Origin of the sequence: Chryseobacterium sp. HR92 (assembly GCF_045689405.1) — a bacterium.
GTDB classification, from domain to species: domain Bacteria; phylum Bacteroidota; class Bacteroidia; order Flavobacteriales; family Weeksellaceae; genus Chryseobacterium; species Chryseobacterium viscerum_A.
This window is the reverse complement of sequence record NZ_CP139139.1, coordinates 4,532,551-4,552,820: the sequence shown is the minus strand read 5'-3', so window position 1 is coordinate 4,552,820 and position 20,270 is coordinate 4,532,551. Positions and strand designations below refer to the sequence as shown.

General features: G+C 36.0%; 18 protein-coding genes and 1 riboswitch. Of the genes, 14 read left to right on the top strand and 4 right to left on the bottom strand.

Going from position 1 to position 20,270, the window contains the following annotated elements; genetic code table 11:
- Positions 1-63 precede the first annotated feature (63 nt).
- On the bottom strand, positions 64-1,686 hold the full coding sequence (locus SFA27_RS20600; RefSeq protein WP_047376614.1) for an ABC-F family ATP-binding cassette domain-containing protein: 1,623 nt from the start codon (positions 1,684-1,686) through the stop codon (positions 64-66).
- 121 nt (positions 1,687-1,807) lie between these two features.
- Here SFA27_RS20600 and smpB point away from each other — a divergent pair, with 121 nt between their 5' ends.
- The 5 genes from smpB (at position 1,808) to SFA27_RS20575 (ending at position 6,548) form a co-directional block, all read left to right on the top strand.
- Entirely contained in the window at positions 1,808-2,266 is a 459-nt protein-coding gene (gene smpB / locus SFA27_RS20595; protein ID WP_407298185.1) for an SsrA-binding protein SmpB, read from the top strand.
- A 77-nt stretch (positions 2,267-2,343) separates the two neighbouring features.
- Entirely contained in the window at positions 2,344-3,858 is a 1,515-nt protein-coding gene (locus SFA27_RS20590; RefSeq protein WP_047376615.1) for an OmpA family protein, read from the top strand.
- Positions 3,859-3,953: 95 nt separating this feature from the next.
- Entirely contained in the window at positions 3,954-4,694 is a 741-nt protein-coding gene (locus SFA27_RS20585; protein WP_047376616.1) for a YebC/PmpR family DNA-binding transcriptional regulator, read from the top strand.
- A gap of 57 nt (positions 4,695-4,751) precedes the next feature.
- The gene (locus SFA27_RS20580; protein WP_047376617.1) at positions 4,752-5,576 is read left to right on the top strand and encodes a UDP-2,3-diacylglucosamine diphosphatase; all 825 of its coding nucleotides are present in this window, start codon (positions 4,752-4,754) and stop codon (positions 5,574-5,576) included.
- The gene (locus SFA27_RS20575; protein ID WP_047376618.1) at positions 5,577-6,548 is read left to right on the top strand and encodes a glycosyltransferase family protein; all 972 of its coding nucleotides are present in this window, start codon (positions 5,577-5,579) and stop codon (positions 6,546-6,548) included.
- On the opposite strand, the gene SFA27_RS20570 is transcribed toward SFA27_RS20575, so the two are convergent.
- Together SFA27_RS20570 and SFA27_RS20565 are read right to left on the bottom strand one after the other, a co-directional pair.
- Positions 6,537-6,827 carry a GNAT family N-acetyltransferase gene (locus SFA27_RS20570; RefSeq protein ID WP_047376619.1) on the bottom strand — a complete coding sequence of 97 codons (291 nt, stop codon included), beginning with the start codon at positions 6,825-6,827 and terminating at the stop codon, positions 6,537-6,539. The two genes, SFA27_RS20575 and SFA27_RS20570, sit on opposite strands and share 12 nt — an antisense overlap.
- Before the next feature lie 158 nt (positions 6,828-6,985).
- Positions 6,986-7,735 carry an RDD family protein gene (locus SFA27_RS20565; protein ID WP_047376620.1) on the bottom strand — a complete coding sequence of 250 codons (750 nt, stop codon included), beginning with the start codon at positions 7,733-7,735 and terminating at the stop codon, positions 6,986-6,988.
- Between the two features lie 28 nt (positions 7,736-7,763).
- On the opposite strand from SFA27_RS20565, the gene SFA27_RS20560 reads away from it, so the two are divergent.
- From SFA27_RS20560 to SFA27_RS20530, 7 genes are all read left to right on the top strand, one after another.
- The gene (locus SFA27_RS20560) at positions 7,764-8,747 is read left to right on the top strand and encodes a stage II sporulation protein M (protein ID WP_407294589.1); all 984 of its coding nucleotides are present in this window, start codon (positions 7,764-7,766) and stop codon (positions 8,745-8,747) included.
- Positions 8,731-9,693: a DUF4013 domain-containing protein gene (locus SFA27_RS20555; RefSeq protein ID WP_407294587.1), complete on the top strand. Its 963-nt coding sequence runs from the start codon at positions 8,731-8,733 to the stop codon at positions 9,691-9,693. The genes SFA27_RS20560 and SFA27_RS20555 overlap by 17 nt, the downstream gene beginning before the upstream one ends.
- Positions 9,686-10,477, top strand: coding sequence for a DUF4129 domain-containing protein (locus SFA27_RS20550; RefSeq protein WP_407294585.1), 792 nt, complete (start codon positions 9,686-9,688; stop codon positions 10,475-10,477). Before SFA27_RS20555 ends, SFA27_RS20550 begins: the two co-directional genes overlap by 8 nt.
- Before the next feature lie 11 nt (positions 10,478-10,488).
- On the top strand, positions 10,489-11,646 hold the full coding sequence (locus tag SFA27_RS20545) for a DUF4350 domain-containing protein (RefSeq protein ID WP_407294583.1): 1,158 nt from the start codon (positions 10,489-10,491) through the stop codon (positions 11,644-11,646).
- 111 nt (positions 11,647-11,757) lie between these two features.
- Positions 11,758-12,789, top strand: coding sequence for an AAA family ATPase (locus SFA27_RS20540; protein WP_407294581.1), 1,032 nt, complete (start codon positions 11,758-11,760; stop codon positions 12,787-12,789).
- A gap of 77 nt (positions 12,790-12,866) precedes the next feature.
- Complete coding sequence (locus SFA27_RS20535; protein ID WP_407294579.1) at positions 12,867-14,189, top strand: DUF58 domain-containing protein; 1,323 nt, start codon at positions 12,867-12,869, stop codon at positions 14,187-14,189.
- A gap of 27 nt (positions 14,190-14,216) precedes the next feature.
- Positions 14,217-14,636 (top strand): OsmC family protein, encoded by a 420-nt coding sequence (locus SFA27_RS20530; RefSeq protein ID WP_264518714.1) that lies wholly within the window; start codon positions 14,217-14,219, stop codon positions 14,634-14,636.
- A 76-nt stretch (positions 14,637-14,712) separates the two neighbouring features.
- Here the strand turns inward: SFA27_RS20530 and SFA27_RS20525 are convergent, their stop codons facing one another.
- Positions 14,713-17,328, bottom strand: a complete 2,616-nt coding sequence (locus SFA27_RS20525; RefSeq protein ID WP_407294577.1) for an MGH1-like glycoside hydrolase domain-containing protein — start codon at positions 17,326-17,328, stop codon at positions 14,713-14,715.
- Between the two features lie 188 nt (positions 17,329-17,516).
- Positions 17,517-17,623: riboswitch (SAM riboswitch) on the top strand.
- A gap of 67 nt (positions 17,624-17,690) precedes the next feature.
- Between SFA27_RS20525 and SFA27_RS20520 the strand changes: the two genes are divergently transcribed.
- Positions 17,691-18,635: an alpha/beta fold hydrolase gene (locus SFA27_RS20520; protein WP_407294575.1), complete on the top strand. Its 945-nt coding sequence runs from the start codon at positions 17,691-17,693 to the stop codon at positions 18,633-18,635.
- Positions 18,635-20,173 (top strand): ACT domain-containing protein, encoded by a 1,539-nt coding sequence (locus SFA27_RS20515; protein ID WP_047376630.1) that lies wholly within the window; start codon positions 18,635-18,637, stop codon positions 20,171-20,173. The genes SFA27_RS20520 and SFA27_RS20515 overlap by 1 nt, the downstream gene beginning before the upstream one ends.
- Positions 20,174-20,270 lie beyond the last annotated feature (97 nt).

Below are 20,270 nucleotides of genomic sequence, written 5' to 3'. Positions count from 1 at the left end.
TTTCAATAAAAAAACCTCAAAGCAGCGCTTTGAGGTTTTTTGTGTATTATAATGCTGTATAGATTAAGAGTACATTTTTTCTCTTAATTCTTTTACTTTTTTATCAGCAAGATATTCGTCATAAGTCATTTCTCTATCGATAATTCCGTTAGGAGTCAGTTCAATGATTCTGTTACAAACCGTTGAAAGCATTTCGTGGTCATGAGATGCCAATAAAAGATTTCCTTTGAAGTTAGATAAAGAGTTGTTCAAAGTGGTGATACTTTCAAGGTCTAAGTGGTTGGTAGGTTCATCTAATAAAAGAACATTTGCTTTCTGAAGCATCATTCTGCTGAACATACATCTCATCTTTTCACCTCCTGAAAGTACTTTACAGGACTTTAAAGCTTCATCACCTGAGAAAAGCATTCTTCCAAGGAATCCTCTTACAAACTCTTCGTGACGCTCTTCGTCATTTTTTGTAAATTGTCTCAACCAGTCAACCAGGCTTAGATCTTCCTGGAAGAAGTTGGTGTTGTCCAATGGCATGTGAGACTGATTCGTTGTAACTCCCCATGCAACATTTCCTTTATCAGCTTCTACGTTTCCTGCTAAAATTTCGAAGAATTCTGTAATCGCTAAAGAGTTTTTGGAAAGTACAGCAACTTTATCACCTTTCTTAAGATTCAAATCAATATTAGAGAATAGCAACTCTCCATCTTTTGTTTTCTCAAGACCTTTTACATCTAAAATCTGATCACCAGCCTCTCTTTCCATTTCGAAAATAATAGCTGGATATCTTCTTGAAGACGGCTTAATATCGTCAATGTTTAATTTGTCGATCATTTTCTTTCTTGCAGTAGCCTGTTTTGCTTTAGCAACGTTCGAGCTGAATCTTGCAATGAAGTCCTGAAGTTCTTTTTTCTTCTCTTCAGCTTTCTTATTGGCCTGAGCTCTTTGTCTTGTTGCCAATTGAGAAGCCTGATACCAGAAAGAGTAGTTACCTGTATAAAGGTTAAGTTTAGCATAATCCAAGTCACCGATGTGCGTACAAACCGTATCCAAGAAGTGACGGTCGTGAGATACAACGATTACTGTATTTTCATAATCTGCAAGGAAATCTTCCAGCCATGAGATGGTATCAATGTCAAGGTCGTTGGTAGGTTCATCCAGAATCAACACATCCGGATTTCCGAAAAGAGCCTGAGCCAAAAGAACCTTTACTTTGTCTTTATTCTCAAGTTCGCTCATCATCTGCCAGTGCATATCATCTTTGACTCCAACGTTTGAAAGCATTGTCTGTGCATCAGATTCTGCAGTCCAACCTCCCATTTCATCATAGATTACACCTAGTTCACCTGCTTTTATTCCGTCTTCGTCAGAGAAATCTTCTTTTGCGTATAACGCATCCATTTCCTCTTTTATCTCAAATAATTTCTTGTTACCTCTCAAAACAGCTTCAAGAACAGTATACTGATCATATGCAAAGTGATCCTGTTCCAAAACTGACATTCTCTTCCCTGGTTCCAGAGATACATGTCCTGTTGTAGGATCTTGCTTTCCTGTTAATATTTTAAGGAATGTAGACTTTCCCGCACCGTTTGCTCCGATGATTCCGTAGCAGTTTCCTTTGGTAAACATAATATTTACCTCGTCAAAAAGAACTCTTTTCCCGAATTGTAAAGATAAGTTAGATACTGTTAACATATAGTTTTGTAAATTTGGCGCAAAAATACGAAAAGAATTTGGGTATTTTGTAATAATATAATAGTCAAGTTTTTAATTGTATGGTATTTTTTATATATTTCAATAACGAAATTTTAAAATGATGAAGATTGAGAAAACAGTTAGTATATTAAACAGAAGAGCCCGTTTTGAATACGAAATTCTTGAAGAATACGAAGCAGGAATGGTTTTGACGGGTACCGAAATAAAATCTTTACGTTCATCCAAAGCATCTATCACAGAATCGTTCTGTCAGTTTATTGATGGGGAATTGTACATCATTAACATGATGATTGATGAGTACAAATTAGGAACTTTTTACAATCATAAAACAAAAAGGGAACGGAAATTGCTCTTGCACAAAAAAGAATTACAAAAACTTGAAAAAAAGTTAAAGGATGCTGGGAACACCATAATACCTTTAAAATTATATATCACTGACCGAGGTAAAGCAAAGGTGCTGATAGCGCTTGGTAGAGGGAAAAAACTTTTCGATAAAAGAGAGGTGATAAAAGATAGAGAAAACAAACGGAACCTGGACAGAATATTAAAGAAAAGTTAAAAATCATTTGAAAAACTTTGTATATAAAGAAAAATTATATTTATTTTGCATTATCAATTATTTAATCATTTAATTCTATGAAAAATCTAAAATTAGGAATTTCAGCATTGGCGCTTACTGTTGCCTCTACTGTTTTCGCACAGACTACCAACAATCCGTGGTTAATCGGAGTTGGTGCTCATGCAGAAAACCACGTAGCAGCGAGAGGTACTTTCAGTAATACGTTCTCTGCTAACAATTTGACAAAGAACATGTTCAATGTGAACAACTTCTCTATTACACCTCCATTATCTAAGCTAACAGTTGCTAGAAATGTTGGTAAAGGTTTAGTAATTGACTGGCAGACTACTGTTGGAAATGTTGAAAACAAAAGATTCAACATGGGGAAAGAATTTTTCCTAATGACAGGTCTTGGTTTCCAGGCTCACGCTGCAGGTCTTTTATGGAACGAAGAATCTTGGTTTGATCCATATTTAAGAGTTGGTGCTAACTACTTAAGACATGACTATACTGCTCTTACTTTCCCAAGAACGGCTGTTGACGCTAACGGTAATCCAATCGAAAACATTGTTAACGGAAAAGACGGTAATGAGAATGGTAAAGCTAACCACTTTACTGTAGCTACAGGTGCTGGTGCTAACTTCTGGGTAACTAAGAACTTCGGTCTTGGTGTTCAGGGAGATTATGTGTCAACTCCAGGTGACCACTCTACAGTGGCTAACTTCTGGCAAGCTTCTGCTTCTATCTTATTCAGATTCGGAAACAGAGATAGAGATAAGGATGGTATCCTAGATAAAGATGACCTTTGTCCAGATACTCCAGGTTTACCAGAATTCCAAGGATGTCCTGATACTGACGGTGACGGAGTTCCAGATAAAGACGATCAATGTCCAGAAGTGGCTGGTCCAGTTGAAAACAACGGATGCCCTTGGCCAGATACTGACGGTGATGGTGTAATCGACAAAGATGACGCTTGTCCTACAGTAGCAGGTCCTGCTGAAAACAACGGTTGTCCTTGGCCAGATACAGACGGTGACGGTATCTTAGATAAAGATGATGCTTGTCCTACTGTTCCAGGTCTTCCTGAATACAACGGATGTCCTAAGCCTAAGAAACAAACTGCTATTGAAACTACAGAAGCTCTTAAAGGTATCTTCTTTGATTTCAACAAAGCGACTATCAGACCAGAATCTAGCGCTAAGTTAGATAACGCTGCTAAGATCATCAAAACTGACGGTGGTAACTACCTAGTTGAAGGTCAAACTGATGCTAAAGGTGCTGCTGAGTACAACTTGAAACTTTCTAGACAAAGAGCTGCTTCAGTAGTTGCTGCTTTAGAAGCTAGAGGTGTTGATGTTAACGCTCTTAAGTCAATCGGTGTTGGTGAAACTAAAGCTACAGTTTCTGAAAAAGCTTCTGATGCTGAAAGACAAGCTGATAGAAAAGTTATCGTAACTGCTATCGAAGATGCTAACGAGTGGAACGCAATCAAGAAAAAAGATTACGAAGATGCTCCAGTAAAAAAAGCTACTAAGAAAGCTACTAAAAAAGCTCCAGCTAAGAAAAAAGTTGTTGCTAAAAAGAAAAAATAATTAATTTTTCTAAATAATGAATACCTCCAATTTTTTTGGAGGTATTTTTTTTTTGTTGACTTTTGAGTAATTTTGTTGGAAATTTAAAAATTAAAATGGGAAGAGCATTTGAATATAGAAAAGCTTCTAAAATGGCCAGATGGGATAAAATGGCCAAAACATTCTCCAAAATAGGTAAAGACATTGCATTGGCTGTAAAGGCAGGTGGAACAGATCCTGAAGCCAATCCGGCATTGAGAAGATGTATCCAGAATGCAAAAGGGGCAAACATGCCTAAGGACAACGTAGAACGTGCGATTAAGAAAGCAAGCGGTGCTGATGCAGAGAACTATGAAGAAATCACATATGAAGGTTATGGCCAAGGTGGTGTTGCTTTTTTTGTAGAATGTACTACAAACAACACAACAAGAACTGTAGCGAACGTGAGAGCTATTTTTAACAAGTTTGATGGTAACCTTGGGAAAAATGGTGAATTGGCATTTATCTTCGATAGAAAAGGAATTTTCACACTTGATCTGGCTCAGATCAAAATGGATTGGGATGATTTTGAAATGGAAATGATTGATGGTGGAGCAGAAGATGTAGAAAAAGATGAAGAGGAAGTAATGATTACAACTGCTTTTGAAGATTTCGGTTCTTTATCTCACAAATTAGATGAACTGGGTATTGAAGCGAAGAGTGCAGAACTTCAAAGAATTCCAAACAATACAAAAGAAGTAAATGCAGAACAGTTTAAAGCTAATATGAAAATGCTTGAGCGTTTCGAGGATGATGACGACGTTCAAAACGTTTACCACAATATGGAAATCACAGAAGAGCTGATGGACTCTTTATAAAAAATAATATAGCATTCATATACAGTTAACTTTCAATTAGTTTCTTTGTACAAAACTATGAAAAGAAACGTTGAATTAGTTGTTATATCGGATGTTCATTTGGGAACTTATGGATGTAAGGCTAAAGAATTGTTGAGATATCTCAATTCTATCCAGCCTAAAACTTTAGTTTTGAACGGTGATATTATTGATATCTGGCAGTTTAAAAAGTCTTACTTCCCTAAACCTCATTTGAAAGTAATCAGAAAGATTCTTTCATTGGCAACAAAGAACACAGACGTCTATTACATCACGGGCAATCATGATGAAATGTTTCGGAAGTTCACAGATTTTGAACTTGGGAAACTTAAAGTCTGTAATAAAATCTGCCTGAATATTGACGAGAAAAAAACCTGGATATTTCACGGGGATGTTTTCGATGCATCCGTCCAGCACTCAAAATGGATCGCTAAACTTGGCGGAAAAGGGTATGACCTCCTGATTATAATCAATAATGTTGTAAATTGGTTCTTAGAAAAAATGGGTAAAGAGAAATACTCGTTTTCCAAAAAGATCAAAAACAATGTGAAAAAAGCGGTAAAATATATCGGAGATTTTGAACTTACAGCTTCTGAACTGGCTATTGACAATAATTATGATTATGTAGTTTGCGGACATATCCACCAGCCGCAGATCCGTGAGGTTGTTAATAAAAAAGGATCCTGTACTTATTTGAATTCCGGGGATTGGATTGAAAACCTCTCTGCCTTAGAATACAATAATAAAGAATGGACAATTTTTTATTATGACGAGCATAAACATTTGCTGAAAGATGATGAAATGGAAGAAATTCAGGAAATGGATAATTCTGCTCTTTTAAAAATTGTAACCAACTTTTCCTAGATGAAGATTTTATATGCATTTCAGGGTACTGGAAACGGTCACATTGCCAGAGCACAGGAAATTATTCCTCTTCTCAAAAAACATGCATCCGTTGATACGCTGATCAGTGGACATCAATCACAATTAAAGGCTGATTTTGACATCAATTTCCAATATAGGGGTATTTCCCTTCTTTACAACAAAACAGGCGGTTTGTCCTATCGAAAAACGTTTACCGAAAATAAATTCTTTGAAGCAGCCAAAACAATAAGAGAATTGGAGCTCTCACAATATGATTTAATCATTAACGATTATGAGCCTTTGACGGGCTGGGCCTCCAAACTGAAAAAGCTTCCGATGATAGAACTCAGCCACCAGGCTTCCATGAGTTTTCCGGAAACACCAAAACCCAAGAAAAAGGACTTTCTGGGAGAAATGATTTTAAAATACTATGTTCCCAGCGAAAGGAAAATAGGATTTCATTTTGAAAACTATCATCCTCAGATCAAAAAGCCTGTGATCAGAAGAAAGATCAGAAACCTTAATCCTTATAAACAGGGATATTACCTTGTATATCTTCCAAGTTTTGCTGATGAAAATATCATCAAGGTGCTAAGAAAAATTCCTGTTGAATGGAAAGTGTTTTCAAAATACAGTAAGGTTCAGGTCAAAGTAAAAAACGTGGAAGTATTTCCTATTGATGAAAGCCAATATCTGAAATATTTTGAAGGCTGCGAAGGGATTTTATGCAACGCAGGTTTTGAATCTCCTGCAGAGGCATTATTTATGGATAAAAAACTGTTCGTGATTCCTATCCATAACCAATATGAACAGGAATGTAATGCATGCGCTCTTGACAAAATGGGAATACCCAATTCTAAGGTTTTAAATCTTCAGGAAATTATGGAATGGGTGGCTTCTGATCATCATCTCAAAGTAGATTACCCGGATGATATTGAAGATATTCTATTGAATGAGGTTTTAATTCTTTAAAAAAATATCATCCACATCACTCATTCTCATCATCACAGATCTTGCGTAAGAACAGTGTGGGTATACTTTCCAGTTGTTTTCTCGGGCAAATTTTATGGCTTCTTCCACTAAGAATTTTCCCATTCCTCTGCCTTCAAATTCAGGATGTACCAGGACAAAAGAAATAATCAGTTTGCTGTCTTCAGGGAAAATAGTATAGGTAAGTCTGCCTACTTCTTTTATTTCGTTGTTTAGGATAAGAACTCCGCCGTTTCCGGATTTATTATTTTCAAATTTCATGATTCAAGACTTTAGGTTAAATATACAAAAACTACACCGACCTTTGCATAAGCAATAAGCAATAAGCAATAAGCAATAAGCAATAAGCTCCGTTGTAAATTTTTCAACATTTTTAAATTGACCATTCACTTGCGAAGCAAAATTGACAATTGACTCTCCTAATTGTCTTTTCCCGTATAATAGTTGTAATCTTTGATAATAACATTGATAAACTGTCTTTCCGTCATTTGAGTAGCATCTATTTCCAGTTTCAAAATGCTTTTAATTTTATTGGATAGTTTATTGATGATCTGTCGGTCATCTACTTTTAATGCTTTGGTATAATTATCTTTGATGATTCTCATATCATTATCACTCAAAGCAATGACTTGTGGAAAAGAAGGGATATAATCCTCGTGGATATTCTCCAGGATTGTATGCGAGATATTGATGTTATTTTTGAGGGAAATGACAGCAGTTCCGGAAGCAATGTCACCTAAGCGCTGGTTGTTTTTAGAAACAATCATAGAGATGAGCCCTATAACTCCGGCGAATGAAACATCAACAATTCTGAAAATCCAGCGGATCATATAATCTGCAAAACTGGCCTGATATCCGTCAATCTTTACCACTTTGATTTTCATTAGCTTTTTGCCCGGTGTCTGGCCTTCCATTAAACTTTCCAATACAAGCGGATAAATGTAGATAGGAAAAGTAAGGATAAGATATACAGCTCTTATAGACCATTCATCAAGGCCGTCTAATAAATATCCCAAGTCAAAAATATTGAAGAACAAATACAGGGTAATCACCACATAAGCTATCCTGATCAGAAGATCAATAATGAAGGCAAGCATCCTTTCTCCTACGCCTGCAATATTAAAATTAATATTTACATTTTGTGAGGTATTTATCGCAATTTGAGACATATTTTTTATTATTTTAGCCTTAACAATTATGAGAGAAGTTTATTTCATTAAACAAAATAAAGAAAAATGGTTGGGAATAGAACAGGTTATTCAAGGGAAAATTAAAAAAAATCCTGATGACCTGTCTTCATTGTATGTTAACCTGATCAATGATCTTTCTTTTGCCCAGACCTATTATCCGAAAAGTAATACTACAGTTTACCTTAATCATCTATCTGCCCAGATTTTTCAAAAGATTTATAAAACCAAAAGGGTGGAGGAAAACAGGCTGGTTTACTTTTTCAAAACTGAAGTTCCGTTGCTGATGTATCAGTACAGGAGATATCTGATGTATGCTTTTCTGTTTTTCATTTTGTTTACCTCAATAGGAGTACTTTCTGCAATCTATGATAAAGGTTTTGTAAATATTATTCTGGGTGAAGGATATGTGAATGAAACAGTTGAAAATATTAAAAATAATAATGCTGTAGGGGTTTATCAGAGTGGAAGTACCTGGGGAAGTACGATAGGAATTATTTTTAATAATATTCAGGTAGGAGCAAAACTCTATATTTACGGAATTGCAGGAGGCGTGGGAACATTGTTTGCTTTGCTTTCCAACAGTGTGATGCTGGGTGCTTTCCAATACTTTTTCTATGATTACGGAGCATTGAAAGAGAGTGCCAGAGGAATATGGCTTCACGGAGTTTTTGAGATCTTTGCCATGGTGGTGGAAGCGATGTGCGGACTGATCCTGGGAGCTTCTATTTTATTTCCGAGAACGTTTTCAAGGTTTAATTCTTTTAAAAAAGGATTTAAAGATTCATTTAAAATATTTTTAAGTACTATTCCTTTCACCATTTGTGCAGGAATTATAGAAGGTTATGTTACAAGACATGCTTTGAAGATGCCTTTGTTTCTGAATCTGATCATTATTTTGGGATCACTGGCAATTATAGGATTCTACTATTTTGTATATCCATCTATTGTCAACAAAAAAACTAATAAACACATCAATGATACAATTTTATAAAAAAAGAGATTTTGGAAACTTTATCAGCGATAGTTTTAATTTCTTCAAATTATACGGGAAGAATTATTTTAAGAACTATATTCTGATCAATGGCTTGCTGCTGATTTTAATGGTAACCGTTGTGATCTTCGGATATAAAGAACTCTTTTCGCAGATATTCGGGTCTAATCTTGGTGGAGAAACGTATTATTTTGAACAGTATTTTTCGGATAATGCCGGTATGCTGATTACGGTAGGATTGCTGACTTTTCTGCTTTTCATGGTTTTGCTGATTGTCAATTACCTGTATCCCGTTTTTTATTTAAAAAGAATTGCAGAAGGGGCAGAAAAAATAAAAGCTGATGAAATCCTTAATGACTTTAAAAGCAATGCAGGGAGAATAGCGAAACTGTGCCTTGGGATGATCTTTATTGTTACCCCAGCAATTTTATTTGTCGTAGGATTTTCCTATATCCTCATTTTTATTATTATCGGATTGTTTCTGATACTGCTTCTTTACCCAACGATATTTAATTTTACTACATTTCTGATGTATGATTATTTTAATTCGGACAGAGGTTTCTGGGGAAGTTTGAGCTATGCTTTACGTTCACAGTTTTCTTATCCGAACGGTAGTGAGAAATCTCCGTACTGGAAATATTGGGTATCGGCATTTGTGATGTTTATTATTATCTATATGATAACATCTGTATTCACATTTATTCCGATGATATTCTTTTACGGATCACTTCTTACTTCTACACCAGATGGAAATTTTGAGCAAAATCCTTTTACCGGAACTGCGGGAATCCTGTTTTTTGTATTGTACGGAATTTCGATGCTGCTTTCATTTTTTCTTTCAAACCTGATGTATGTGAATGCAGGACTGATGTATTATGACAGCAGAACAGATCTTCACCAGAAAGTAGAACTTGCAGAAATAGACACTATAGGAATCAATGAATAGAATTTTCTTTTTCTTACTGCTTTTTTTCTCTCTTGGGCTCGTTCAGGCTCAGGATGATAATTCTGCTGATGAATATCTGGGAGATTCCTTGTATACAACCGGGCATTACAGAAATATGCTGCGTGCAGATTCTGTACTGATGAAAAACCAGGTGTCAGAGAATGCAGTGTATCCGAAAACATTCAAAGAAAATATCCCATCAAGATATAAAGGAAACGAATTTGACTATTCCGTATCAAAGCCAAGAGAATCTTTCTTTCAAAAGTTGATGCGGAAGCTCAATCAGATTATACAGGGAATTTTCGGGGAAACTGCGCTGACTAAGTCAGCAGAGTTTACAACAGTCCTCATCCGTCTGTTTGCTATTATTCTTGTAGGATTTCTGCTTTATTTTATCATTAGATATGTCATGGGAAAAGACGGGAACTTTCTTTTTGGCAAAAAGAATAAAAAACTGGATATCAATGTGCAGGAACTCCATGAGAATATCCACGAAATCAATTTCCCTGAAAGTATTGCAAAATTTGAGATGGCGGGAGATTATCGTTCAGCAGTTCGTTACCAATTCCTGTTTATTCTTAAAAAACTGAGTGACAAAAAGCTGATCAACTGGAATCCGGAAAAAACCAATAAAGATTATGCCTCAGAATTGAAAGCTCTCCATCTGAAAAATGAATTTTCTAATCTTTCTTATATCTTTGATTATGTCTGGTATGGAGAATTCAGTATTGAAGAACAGAGCTATCAGAAATTTAAAAATCAGTATCAGGCATTTAAACCCTAACAATAGTAACCATGAATAAAACTTTCAAAACATATGCTGCAATTTTCATCATCGTGATGATTATTCTGGCATTGCTTGAAGTTAACAAAAAAGAAACGACAGACTGGCGCAAGAATTTTGATATCAATGAAAAGTCTCCGTTCGGACTATTTGTTTTTAATAATGAAGCTAAAAATCTTTTTAAAAATAACCTGAAGAAAATTGAGCAGGCACCTTACGAATACTACAGTCAGCATAAAAAGGATCCTCACAATATTGTTGTAATTGAAAATAATCTTGATAAAGAGTCCTGGAATAAAATCCTGACCCAGGTATCTGAAGGCTCGGATGCATTTTTAATGGTAGCTCGTATGCCAAAAGAAATTTCAGACAGTATCGGATATTATGATTCCGAAATCTCTTTTGAAGAGGAAAATGTACTGAAACTTACAGACAAAAAATATCAGAATGATTTTATTAAATTAGATAAATTCCCGTCAGGAAGAGGATTTTCATTCATTAAACCTAACGTTGAAGTCCTTGGAAAAACTGTGGAAAAAAAGAATACTGATCAAGCCAACTTTATCAAAGTGAAGTTTGGGAAAGGATATATTTACGCTCATACAGAACCTCTTTTTCTGACCAATTATTATCTTCTGAAACCTGGGAACGCAAAATATGCTCAGGATGTGTTTTCATATCTTCCGGATAGAGAAACCCTTTGGTTTGTATCCAGGAAAAGTTCAACATCACGTTTCTTCATGAGATTTGTATTGTCAAATCCGGCTTTAAAGTATGCGTGGTGGGTATTTTTGGGTGGATTTATCCTTTTTATTTTCTTTAATGCAAAAAGAAAACAGAGAATAGTACCGGTAACAGAGCCACTAAGGAATACTTCTCTGGATTTTGTAAAAAGTATTGGAAATCTGTATCTTCAGGAAGGTGATTTTCATGATATGATGGCAAAGAAAGCTCAGTATTTTCTGAACAAAGTAAGAATGGATCTGTTGATAGATACCCAGAATTTGGATGAAGAATTTGCAAAAAAACTACAGCTGAAAACCGGGAAAACCGTGGAGATGATTAATGAAGCGATAACGCTTGTAAAAAAAGCTCAGGATCCTTACGCCAGCGTAATGAAGGAAGACCTTACAAGGATCAATAAGCTCCTTGATGAAATATTTAAATAATACAATAATATAATGATGTAACAATGACCAGTACTAATAATTACCTTTCCAGGGAAAATATTTAATTATTACATTGACACCCATTGTTAGATCAGCCAATTAAAATTTATTATGGAAAACTTTGATAACCCTAATATAGAAAACCAAAGCTCTATAGACCTTAATAAACAGGAAGAGCAGTTTCAGTCGAGAATAGATATGATTGAACTTCGTACAAGCCTGGAGAAAGTAAAATCTGAGATCGGAAAAGTAATTGTAGGGCAGGAGAAGATGATTGAACATCTTTTGGCAGCACTACTTTCAAACGGCCACGTTCTTATTGAAGGTGTTCCGGGAGTTGCGAAAACAATCACTGCGAAGTTATTAGCCAAAACCATTGATGTAGGTTTCAGCAGAATTCAGTTTACTCCGGATCTGATGCCTTCCGATATTTTGGGAACATCTGTATTCAATGTGAAAAATTCAGAATTTGAATTTAAAAAAGGACCTATCTTCTCCAATTTCATCCTGATTGATGAGATCAACAGATCGCCGGCAAAAACGCAATCCGCATTATTTGAAGTAATGGAAGAAAGGCAGATCACCATGGACGGTACCCGTTATATTTTGGAAGAACCTTTCCTTGTTATTGCTACACAAAACCCTATAGAACATGAGGGGACGTACAGACTTCCGGAAGCTCAGCTGGATCGTTTCTTATTCAAAATTAATGTAGGATATCCTAATCTTGAGCAGGAAATAGCAATCATTAAAAATCAGCACGAAAGTAAAAAAGAAGATAAAACAGAAGGGGTAAACCGTGTTATCACATCTCAGCAATTGAAAAATTACCAGCATCTGGTAAAAGAAATCATTGTGGAAGCTCAGCTGATGGAATATATTGCTAAAATTATCATCAATACCAGAGAAAACCAGTTCTTATATCTGGGAGCATCTCCAAGAGCATCACTGGCACTTCTTACAGCATCAAAAGCGTTTGCAGCGTTAAGAGGAAGAGATTTTGTAACTCCTGAAGATATTAAAGAAGCAAGCTACGCTGTTTTAAGACACAGAGTAATCGTTTCTCCGGAAAGAGAAATGGAGGGTCTTACTGCAGATGAAATTATCCGTCAGATTTTAGAAGGAATAGAGATTCCGAGATAGGTAGTGGATAGCTGGCAGGGCATAACCCCTAATCCCTTTATCCTAAATCCTAATCCCTATAACCTGCCCCCCAACCAATGAAAAACTTATACATCAATACACGTCTCTTTTTTACACTCATCGGAGTGGGGATTCTGTATGTCCTTGCATTTTTCTTTCCTGTGATGATGTGGGTAGCCCATATTGTACTCCTGATTTGCTTTCTTGCGGCAATGGTAGATTTTCTGTTGCTTTTTAATCAAAAAAATGCATTACAGGTTCAAAGGATTCTTCCAGAAAAATTGTCCAACGGAGATGAGAATTTTGTGAAAATTGATATTAAAAATAATTACAGCTTTACTATAGCGACTAAGATTATTGATGAAATTCCGTTCCAGTTTCAGAAAAGAGATTTTTTGATTGAAAAGCAGATTGCTTCAGGTGCGAATACATTCTTTCAATATTCACTAGAGCCCAAAGAAAGAGGAGAATATCATTTTGGAGGTTTGAATATTTATGCATCATCACCATTGGGATTCATCTCAAAAAGATTTATTTTCCAGAAAGATGCTATGCTTCCTTCTTATCCATCCTTTATTCATCTCAGAAAATATGAGCTTATGGCCATTCAGAGTGAATTTTTATTAGGCGGAATCAAGAGAGTCAGAAAACTGGGACACACTATGGAATTTGAGCAGATTAAAGAATATGTTCCAGGAGATGATATCAGAACGATCAACTGGAAAGCAACATCCAAGACCAACCGTCTGATGGTAAACCAGTTTCAGGATGAAAAATCACAGCGTATCTTTATGTTGATTGATAAAGGGAGAACGATGAAAATGCCTTTCAACGGATTAAGTTTATTGGATTATTCTATCAATGCAACCATGGCGCTGTCTCATATCATTTTGAGAAAAGGGGACAGAGCCGGAATGATGACTTTTTCCAAAAAAGCTGAAAATAAAATTGCTGCCGATAACAAATCCGGACAGCTGAAAAAAATCTCTGAAGCGCTTTATAATATCAAAACAGATTTCTTTGAAAGTGATTTCAACCGTTTGTATCAGGATGTAAAATACTCCATCAATCAAAGAAGCTTAATTCTGCTTTTTACGAACTTTGAAACACTGGATGGACTCAACCGGCAGCTGAAATATTTACGTGGAATCGCTAAAAATCATTTGCTGGTAGTCGTATTCTTCAAAAACTCTGAACTGCAGACGCTGATTAACAAAAATCCTGAAAATATGCAGGAAATATACGATGAGATCATTGCCGAAAAATTTGAATTTGAAAAGAAACTGATCATTCAGGAACTCCGCAAATATGGAATTTATACCGTATATACACTTCCTGAAAATTTGAATATTGATGTTATCAATAAATATCTGGAGATAAAAGCGAGAGGAATTTTATAACTTTGCAGAAGCAATAAGCAATAAGCAATGAAAATTACACTTAACAGAATAAACGACGATTTTTTATTTGAATGTACCAACGCTCAGGGAAATTCTATTCTTTTGGATAACACTTCCCAGCCGGGAGCAAAAGGAGTTTCTCCAATGGAAAGTGTACTGATGGCAGTCGCTGGTTGCAGCGGAATTGATGTCGTTTCTATTTTAAAGAAACAGCGTCAGAACATTACAGGCTTCCAGGCAGAGGTAGAGGGGGAAAGAGTACAGGTAGATGATGCGAAACCTTTCAAATCCATCAATGTGAAATTTCTTTTAGAAGGAGAAATTGATCCTAAAAAAGCACTGAAGGCTGCAGAACTTTCTTTTGAAAAATACTGTTCCGTATCAAAAACTTTAGAACCGAATGTAGAAATCGGATACGAAGTCTATGTAAACGGAGAAAAAATTTAATCTCTTATTTAAAAATAGAAAAAGCCGGATGACTCATCCGGCTTTTTATTACTTATTACCAATTACTCATTGCTTATTAAAAGGTAAGTCTTGGCTTTATCAGTTTTGCTACAGTGGCTGTCCATCCTGTTTGGTGAGAAGCTCCTACACCACGGCCGTTATCTCCATGGAAATATTCAAAGAAGGTGATATAATCTCTGAAATGTTCATCATAATTGAATTTTGGATTGCCTCCATTGAAAGCCCGTTGCCCATGTTCATCCTTTAAAAATATCGAACAAAGTCTTTTGCTGATATTCTGGGCTACTTCATCAAGATTTCTTTTATCGCCGCTTCCTGTTGGAAGTTCTACTTTTAGGCTGTTTCCATAATAATAATGAAAGCGCTGCAGGCTTTCCACAATCAGGAAATTGATAGGAAACCAAATCGGTCCGCGCCAGTTGCTGTTTCCTCCAAACATTCGGCTGTCACTTTCTGCAGGAGTATAATAGACCATATTCTCATTACCATGCACAGAGAATACAAAAGGATTTTCTTCGTATACTTTAGACATGGCGCGGATTCCGTAAGAACTTAGAAACTCATTTTCATCAAGCATTCTTGTCAGAACCTTTGTCAGTCTGTTTTTGCGGAGGATGCTCATCAGGTGTTTTCTTCCATGACCTTCCTCGTCCCAGTGAGAAACAAGTTTAGTAAGTTCCGGTTTATTTTTTAAGATCCATTCCATTCTGCTTCTGAAATTCGGCATCTTTTCCAGTAGACGGTGGTCTACGATCTCAACAGCAAATAATGGGATCAGGCCTACAATACTTCTTAATCTCAAAGATACACTGTCTCCGTTTCCAAGCTGCAGTACATCATAAAAGAATCCATCCTCTTCATTCCACAGTCCTTTCGTTCCTTCGCCTAGGTTTTCCATAGCTTCAGCGATATAAAGATAATGTTCAAAAAATTTGATTGCCATATCTTCATACACCTGATAATATTGGGCAAGTTCCATAGCAATACGCATCATATTCAATGCATACATGGCCATCCAGCTTGTTCCGTCTGCCTGTTCAAGATGCTGGCCGTCTTTTAAAACCATATTCCGGTCAAAAGCTCCAATATTATCGAGCCCAAGGAAACCGCCCCCGAAAATATTTTTACCGTTTTTATCTTTTCGGTTCACCCACCACGTAAAATTCAGCAGCAGCTTCTGGAATACTTTTTCTAAGAATAATAAATCCGGCTTTCCATTGTTTTTTTCATCAATTTTAAAAACACGGAAGCAGGACCATGCATGTACAGGAGGATTCACATCACTCATATTCCATTCATAAGCTGGAAGCTGTCCGTTGGGATGCATGTACCATTCTTTGGTAAGCAACAAAAGTTGTCCCTTGGCAAATTCTGCATCAATGATGGAAAAAGGTACACAGTGAAATGCCAGATCCCAGGTAGCATACCATGGATATTCCCATTTGTCAGGCATGGAAATAATATCCTTATTGTGAAGGTGATTCCATTCCGTATTTCTTACATATTCATTGAAATTTCTCGGAGCTTCAAAGTTAGGATCACCTTTCAGCCATTTTCCGATGTTGTAATGATAGAATTGCTTATTCCAGAGAAGTCCGGCAAAAGCCTGTCTCTGAACATTTCTTTCATCTTCATTGACAGTATCATTCTGAATATCGTTATAAAACTCCTCAGCTTCAGCTTGTCGGGTATCGAAAATAGTATCAAAATTTTCAAAAGGTTCATCCGTTTTATCAGGACATAATCTGAATTCAAAAATTTTAGATTCGCCTGCTCCTACAATTTCATCAATCAGAAAAGAAGCTTTTGTACCCTTTTTTTCAGAGTTTACAGTGTTTCCCTGATGAATAATGAAGTTATTGATGCCATCTTTGAAATACATATTCTCCGTTTTAGGAGTTCCGTAAAGCTTGGACGTATTGGTTTCATTGTCACAAAATATACTTTGTGCATTTGAATTCCGGGTATAGATTTTTTTGATAGAAATACTGTCATGCCCAATGTTAATACTTCCGTCATGAGAAGCATTCAGTTCTCCTTTATAGGTATTGTATCCCCATTTCCAGTTGTTTCTGAACCAGGCAGTAGGGGCCACTACAATGGGAGCCCCATGCTGGCTTCGGTTACAGACAGTTACTCTGGCCAGAATATCATTGTGATCAGCTTTACAATATTCAATGAAAATATCAAAATATTCATCGTTATCAAAAATTCCGGTATCGAAAATCTCATATTCCGGTTCCTTTTTACTGCGTCTTCCGTTTTCAGCAAGAAGTTCATCATATGGAAACTCATTGATAGGATATTTATACACCATTTTCATATAGCTGTGAGTAGGTGTATTGTCCAGGTAATAAAAGATTTCTTTGATGTCTTCCCCATGATTTCCCTGTGGGTTGCTCAATCCGAAGAACCGTTCTTTTATCATTTTATCTTTCCTGTTCCAGAATGAAAAAGCAAAACAGAACAACTGTTTTACATCAGAAATTCCAGCGATGCCTTCCTCTCCCCAACGGTAAGCATAACTTTCGGCGTTATTATGATTGGTAAAATCCCAGGCATTCCCGTTTGAGCTGTAATCTTCACGTACATTTCCCCATTGTCGGTTGCTTACATAAGGTCCCCAGTTTTTCCATTTGGTATCTTGTAATCTTTCTTTTTCGGCGGTCATATCTCATCATTTTTCCATACGAAGTTAGTTTTTTTGAAAAATAATTCCAATTTTTTTCATCTGAACAATTATTAATATGGTCTTGAAATACTTGTATTTAAGGGCTTTTTTAAATATTAAAATAATTTTTTTTAAAAATTAAAAGAAAAGAACTACCTTTGCACTATTCGTTCATTCAAATATTGAAAATGTTATCAAGAAAGGTTGAGGGATTAGACCCTATGAAACCTTAGCAACCCTTTGCGCAAGCAAAGAAGGTGCTACGTTCTACCAAAGTATTTTGGACAGATAACTTACTGAAGTTCTTTTCAGCCATTTCCTGTGGCATTTTCAATTGTATTTGTATATAAAATATAATAGAATTGAAAACAGAACTAAACTATATTAATCTTTCGTATCAAACCAATTCCCAAAAGGAATACCATATCCTGTTAAGCTATCAGCTTTTTGGGAAAGATCTGTTTACAGCACCTATCATTTTAATCAATCATGCTCTTACCGGAAACTCAGATGTATCCGGAGAAAAAGGCTGGTGGAAACAATTGGTAGGAAAAAATCAGATTGTTGATACTGATCAATATACTGTTCTGTGCTTCAATATACCCGGAAACGGATATGACGATTTTTTAATTGAAGATTATGAAGATTTCACGCCTTCAGATATCGCTGCGATATTTCTGAAAGGGCTTGAAGTGTTACATATCAAAAATCTATACGCCATTATCGGAGGCTCTCTGGGAGGAGGAATAGCATGGGAAATGCTTGCCAAGCAGCCGGACCTCGCAAAAATATTTATTCCTATAGCCTGTGATTACAGAACACACGATTGGCTTCATGCACAATGTCTGGTTCAGAAATTTTTATTGAATGATAAAGAGGAACCATTACAGAAAGCAAGAATTCATGCTATGCTTTGTTACAGAACACCACAATCGCTCAATGACAGATTTCAAAACCAATATAACCAGGAAAAACAACGCCTGGAATCAGAAGACTGGTTGATTTATCATGGTAATGCACTAAACGAAAGATTTAGTTTAAAAGCTTACAAGCTGATGAATCATCTTTTGATGAATATCAATGCTGATGAATCATCTATGGAGAACATACAGGCACGAATGCACATGATCTCCGTAGATACAGACTTATTCTTCCCGGCTTCTGAAATCCGAATGTGTTTTGAAAACTTAAAAGAGAAAAATAAGGATGTTTCTTATTACGAGATCCAATCTATACACGGGCATGACGCCTTCCTAATGGAATATCAACAATTAAATAATATCATTAAAAACATTTTACAGAAGTAATGAAAAATGCTAACGAAATAAAATTTTTGAAGAACAGATCAATCGTCAAATTTGAAGGAGAAGATTTCCTGGGAGAAATCGGAATTGACGGACGAATTTTTAAAGCGCTTACTTTAGCGCGTATCAGTGTAGGAGTAATTTCTCAGCAAGCCGTAGAAAACGGAATTTCTATTCTGGTTCAGGAAAATGATGCAGAAAAAGCAGTAGCTTGTCTTATCGATGAATTTGAAGCAGAAAGAAAATCAGGAAAAGTTTCCCAGATTTACAGTATCAATAATGTCTCTGTTATCGGTTTTGTAGCAGAAGATTTCAATAAAGTCTTTGCTGAGCTGGCAAGAAACAATGTTTTCCCATTGCTTTTGAATCAGGTAGCAGGAGAAAACAGAGTCAACATCGTGGTAACTTCTTCACAGGACGAAAAAACAAAAAACATTATAGAATCTGAAATTTTCAAAAAACCAAAGACCGTTCATCTGGCGATCATAGGACACGGAAATGTAGGGAAAACCTTAATAGAGCAGGTGCTGGAATCTTCTGAAGAGATTAAAAGACGTAAGAAAATAGACCTTAAAGTAGTGGCAGTAGCCAATTCAAAGAAAATAGCCTTCAATAAGAAAGGATTTGATGCGAATTGGGGTGATGAGGTTTTGACAGCGGAACATCCTTCGAGTGTTCAGGAGCTGATTAATTTCTCTAACGAAAACCAGCTGGAGAACCTTATCGTTGTAGATAACACGGCAAGTAAGGATTTTGTGAAAAACTATCATGCTTTGGCAGAAAACGGATTCGATCTGGTTTCTTCAAACAAGATTTTTAATACCCTTCCGATTGAAGAATACAGAAAACTAAGATATACGTTGAGTAAAAACAACAGACGCTATCTGTATGAAACCAATGTAGGAGCAGGTTTACCATTAATTGATACGATCAAATTATTACACCTTTCAGGAGAAAATATCACAAGAATCAAAGGAGTGTTCTCCGGAACATTAAGCTATGTCTTCAACAATTTTTCTTTGAGAGATGATAAATTTTCAACCATCATCAACGAAGCTTTGGAAAAAGGATATACAGAACCGGATCCGAGAGAAGATTTATCAGGAAATGATGTAGCAAGAAAATTATTGATTCTGGCAAGAGAATTAGACTTAATCAATGAATTCGGAGATATCAATATTCAAAATCTGGTTCCGGAAAGCTTACTTGAGGTGTCAAAATCAGAATTCCTTTCAAGACTTGAAGAACTGGATGAAGAATACCAGAAAATAAAAGAAAATCAGGAACCCGGACATGTATTGAGATATGTAGGTGATCTACACGGTGATCTGCAGAAAGATAAAGGTGAGTTAGATGTAAAACTGATTTCTGTTCCGGCAACTTCAGCTTTAGGACAATTAAAAGGTTCCGATTCAATCTTTGAGATTTACACAGAAAGTTATGGTGAAAATCCAATCGTGATTATGGGAGCCGGAGCCGGAGCACAGGTAACAGCCAGAGGAGTATTCGGAGATATTTTAAGAGTAAGTGAAACCAAATAATTTGTACAGAGTAAAGTGTACAATGTATTAATGACGATGAAAACAATGCCGAAAGGCTTATTTAATCAAGTTTAAAATAATAGCCACAGATACATTG

Bases quoted from the DNA above. Each gene is read 5' to 3' on its own strand.
- SFA27_RS20585 (WP_047376616.1), top strand. From the start codon at position 3,954: ATGGGAAGAGCATTTGAATATAGAAAAGCTTCTAAAATGGCCAGATGG.
- SFA27_RS20545 (WP_407294583.1), top strand. From the start codon at position 10,489: ATGAATAAAACTTTCAAAACATATGCTGCAATTTTCATCATCGTGATG.
- SFA27_RS20515 (WP_047376630.1), top strand. From the start codon at position 18,635: ATGAAAAATGCTAACGAAATAAAATTTTTGAAGAACAGATCAATCGTC.
- smpB (WP_407298185.1), top strand. From the start codon at position 1,808: ATGAAGATTGAGAAAACAGTTAGTATATTAAACAGAAGAGCCCGTTTT.
- SFA27_RS20560 (WP_407294589.1), top strand. From the start codon at position 7,764: ATGAGAGAAGTTTATTTCATTAAACAAAATAAAGAAAAATGGTTGGGA.
- SFA27_RS20540 (WP_407294581.1), top strand. From the start codon at position 11,758: ATGGAAAACTTTGATAACCCTAATATAGAAAACCAAAGCTCTATAGAC.
- SFA27_RS20600 (WP_047376614.1), bottom strand. From the start codon at position 1,686: ATGTTAACAGTATCTAACTTATCTTTACAATTCGGGAAAAGAGTTCTT.
- SFA27_RS20565 (WP_047376620.1), bottom strand. From the start codon at position 7,735: ATGTCTCAAATTGCGATAAATACCTCACAAAATGTAAATATTAATTTT.
- SFA27_RS20580 (WP_047376617.1), top strand. From the start codon at position 4,752: ATGAAAAGAAACGTTGAATTAGTTGTTATATCGGATGTTCATTTGGGA.
- SFA27_RS20550 (WP_407294585.1), top strand. From the start codon at position 9,686: ATGAATAGAATTTTCTTTTTCTTACTGCTTTTTTTCTCTCTTGGGCTC.
- SFA27_RS20575 (WP_047376618.1), top strand. From the start codon at position 5,577: ATGAAGATTTTATATGCATTTCAGGGTACTGGAAACGGTCACATTGCC.
- SFA27_RS20530 (WP_264518714.1), top strand. From the start codon at position 14,217: ATGAAAATTACACTTAACAGAATAAACGACGATTTTTTATTTGAATGT.
- SFA27_RS20555 (WP_407294587.1), top strand. From the start codon at position 8,731: ATGATACAATTTTATAAAAAAAGAGATTTTGGAAACTTTATCAGCGAT.
- SFA27_RS20590 (WP_047376615.1), top strand. From the start codon at position 2,344: ATGAAAAATCTAAAATTAGGAATTTCAGCATTGGCGCTTACTGTTGCC.
- SFA27_RS20525 (WP_407294577.1), bottom strand. From the start codon at position 17,328: ATGACCGCCGAAAAAGAAAGATTACAAGATACCAAATGGAAAAACTGG.
- SFA27_RS20570 (WP_047376619.1), bottom strand. From the start codon at position 6,827: ATGAAATTTGAAAATAATAAATCCGGAAACGGCGGAGTTCTTATCCTA.
- SFA27_RS20535 (WP_407294579.1), top strand. From the start codon at position 12,867: ATGAAAAACTTATACATCAATACACGTCTCTTTTTTACACTCATCGGA.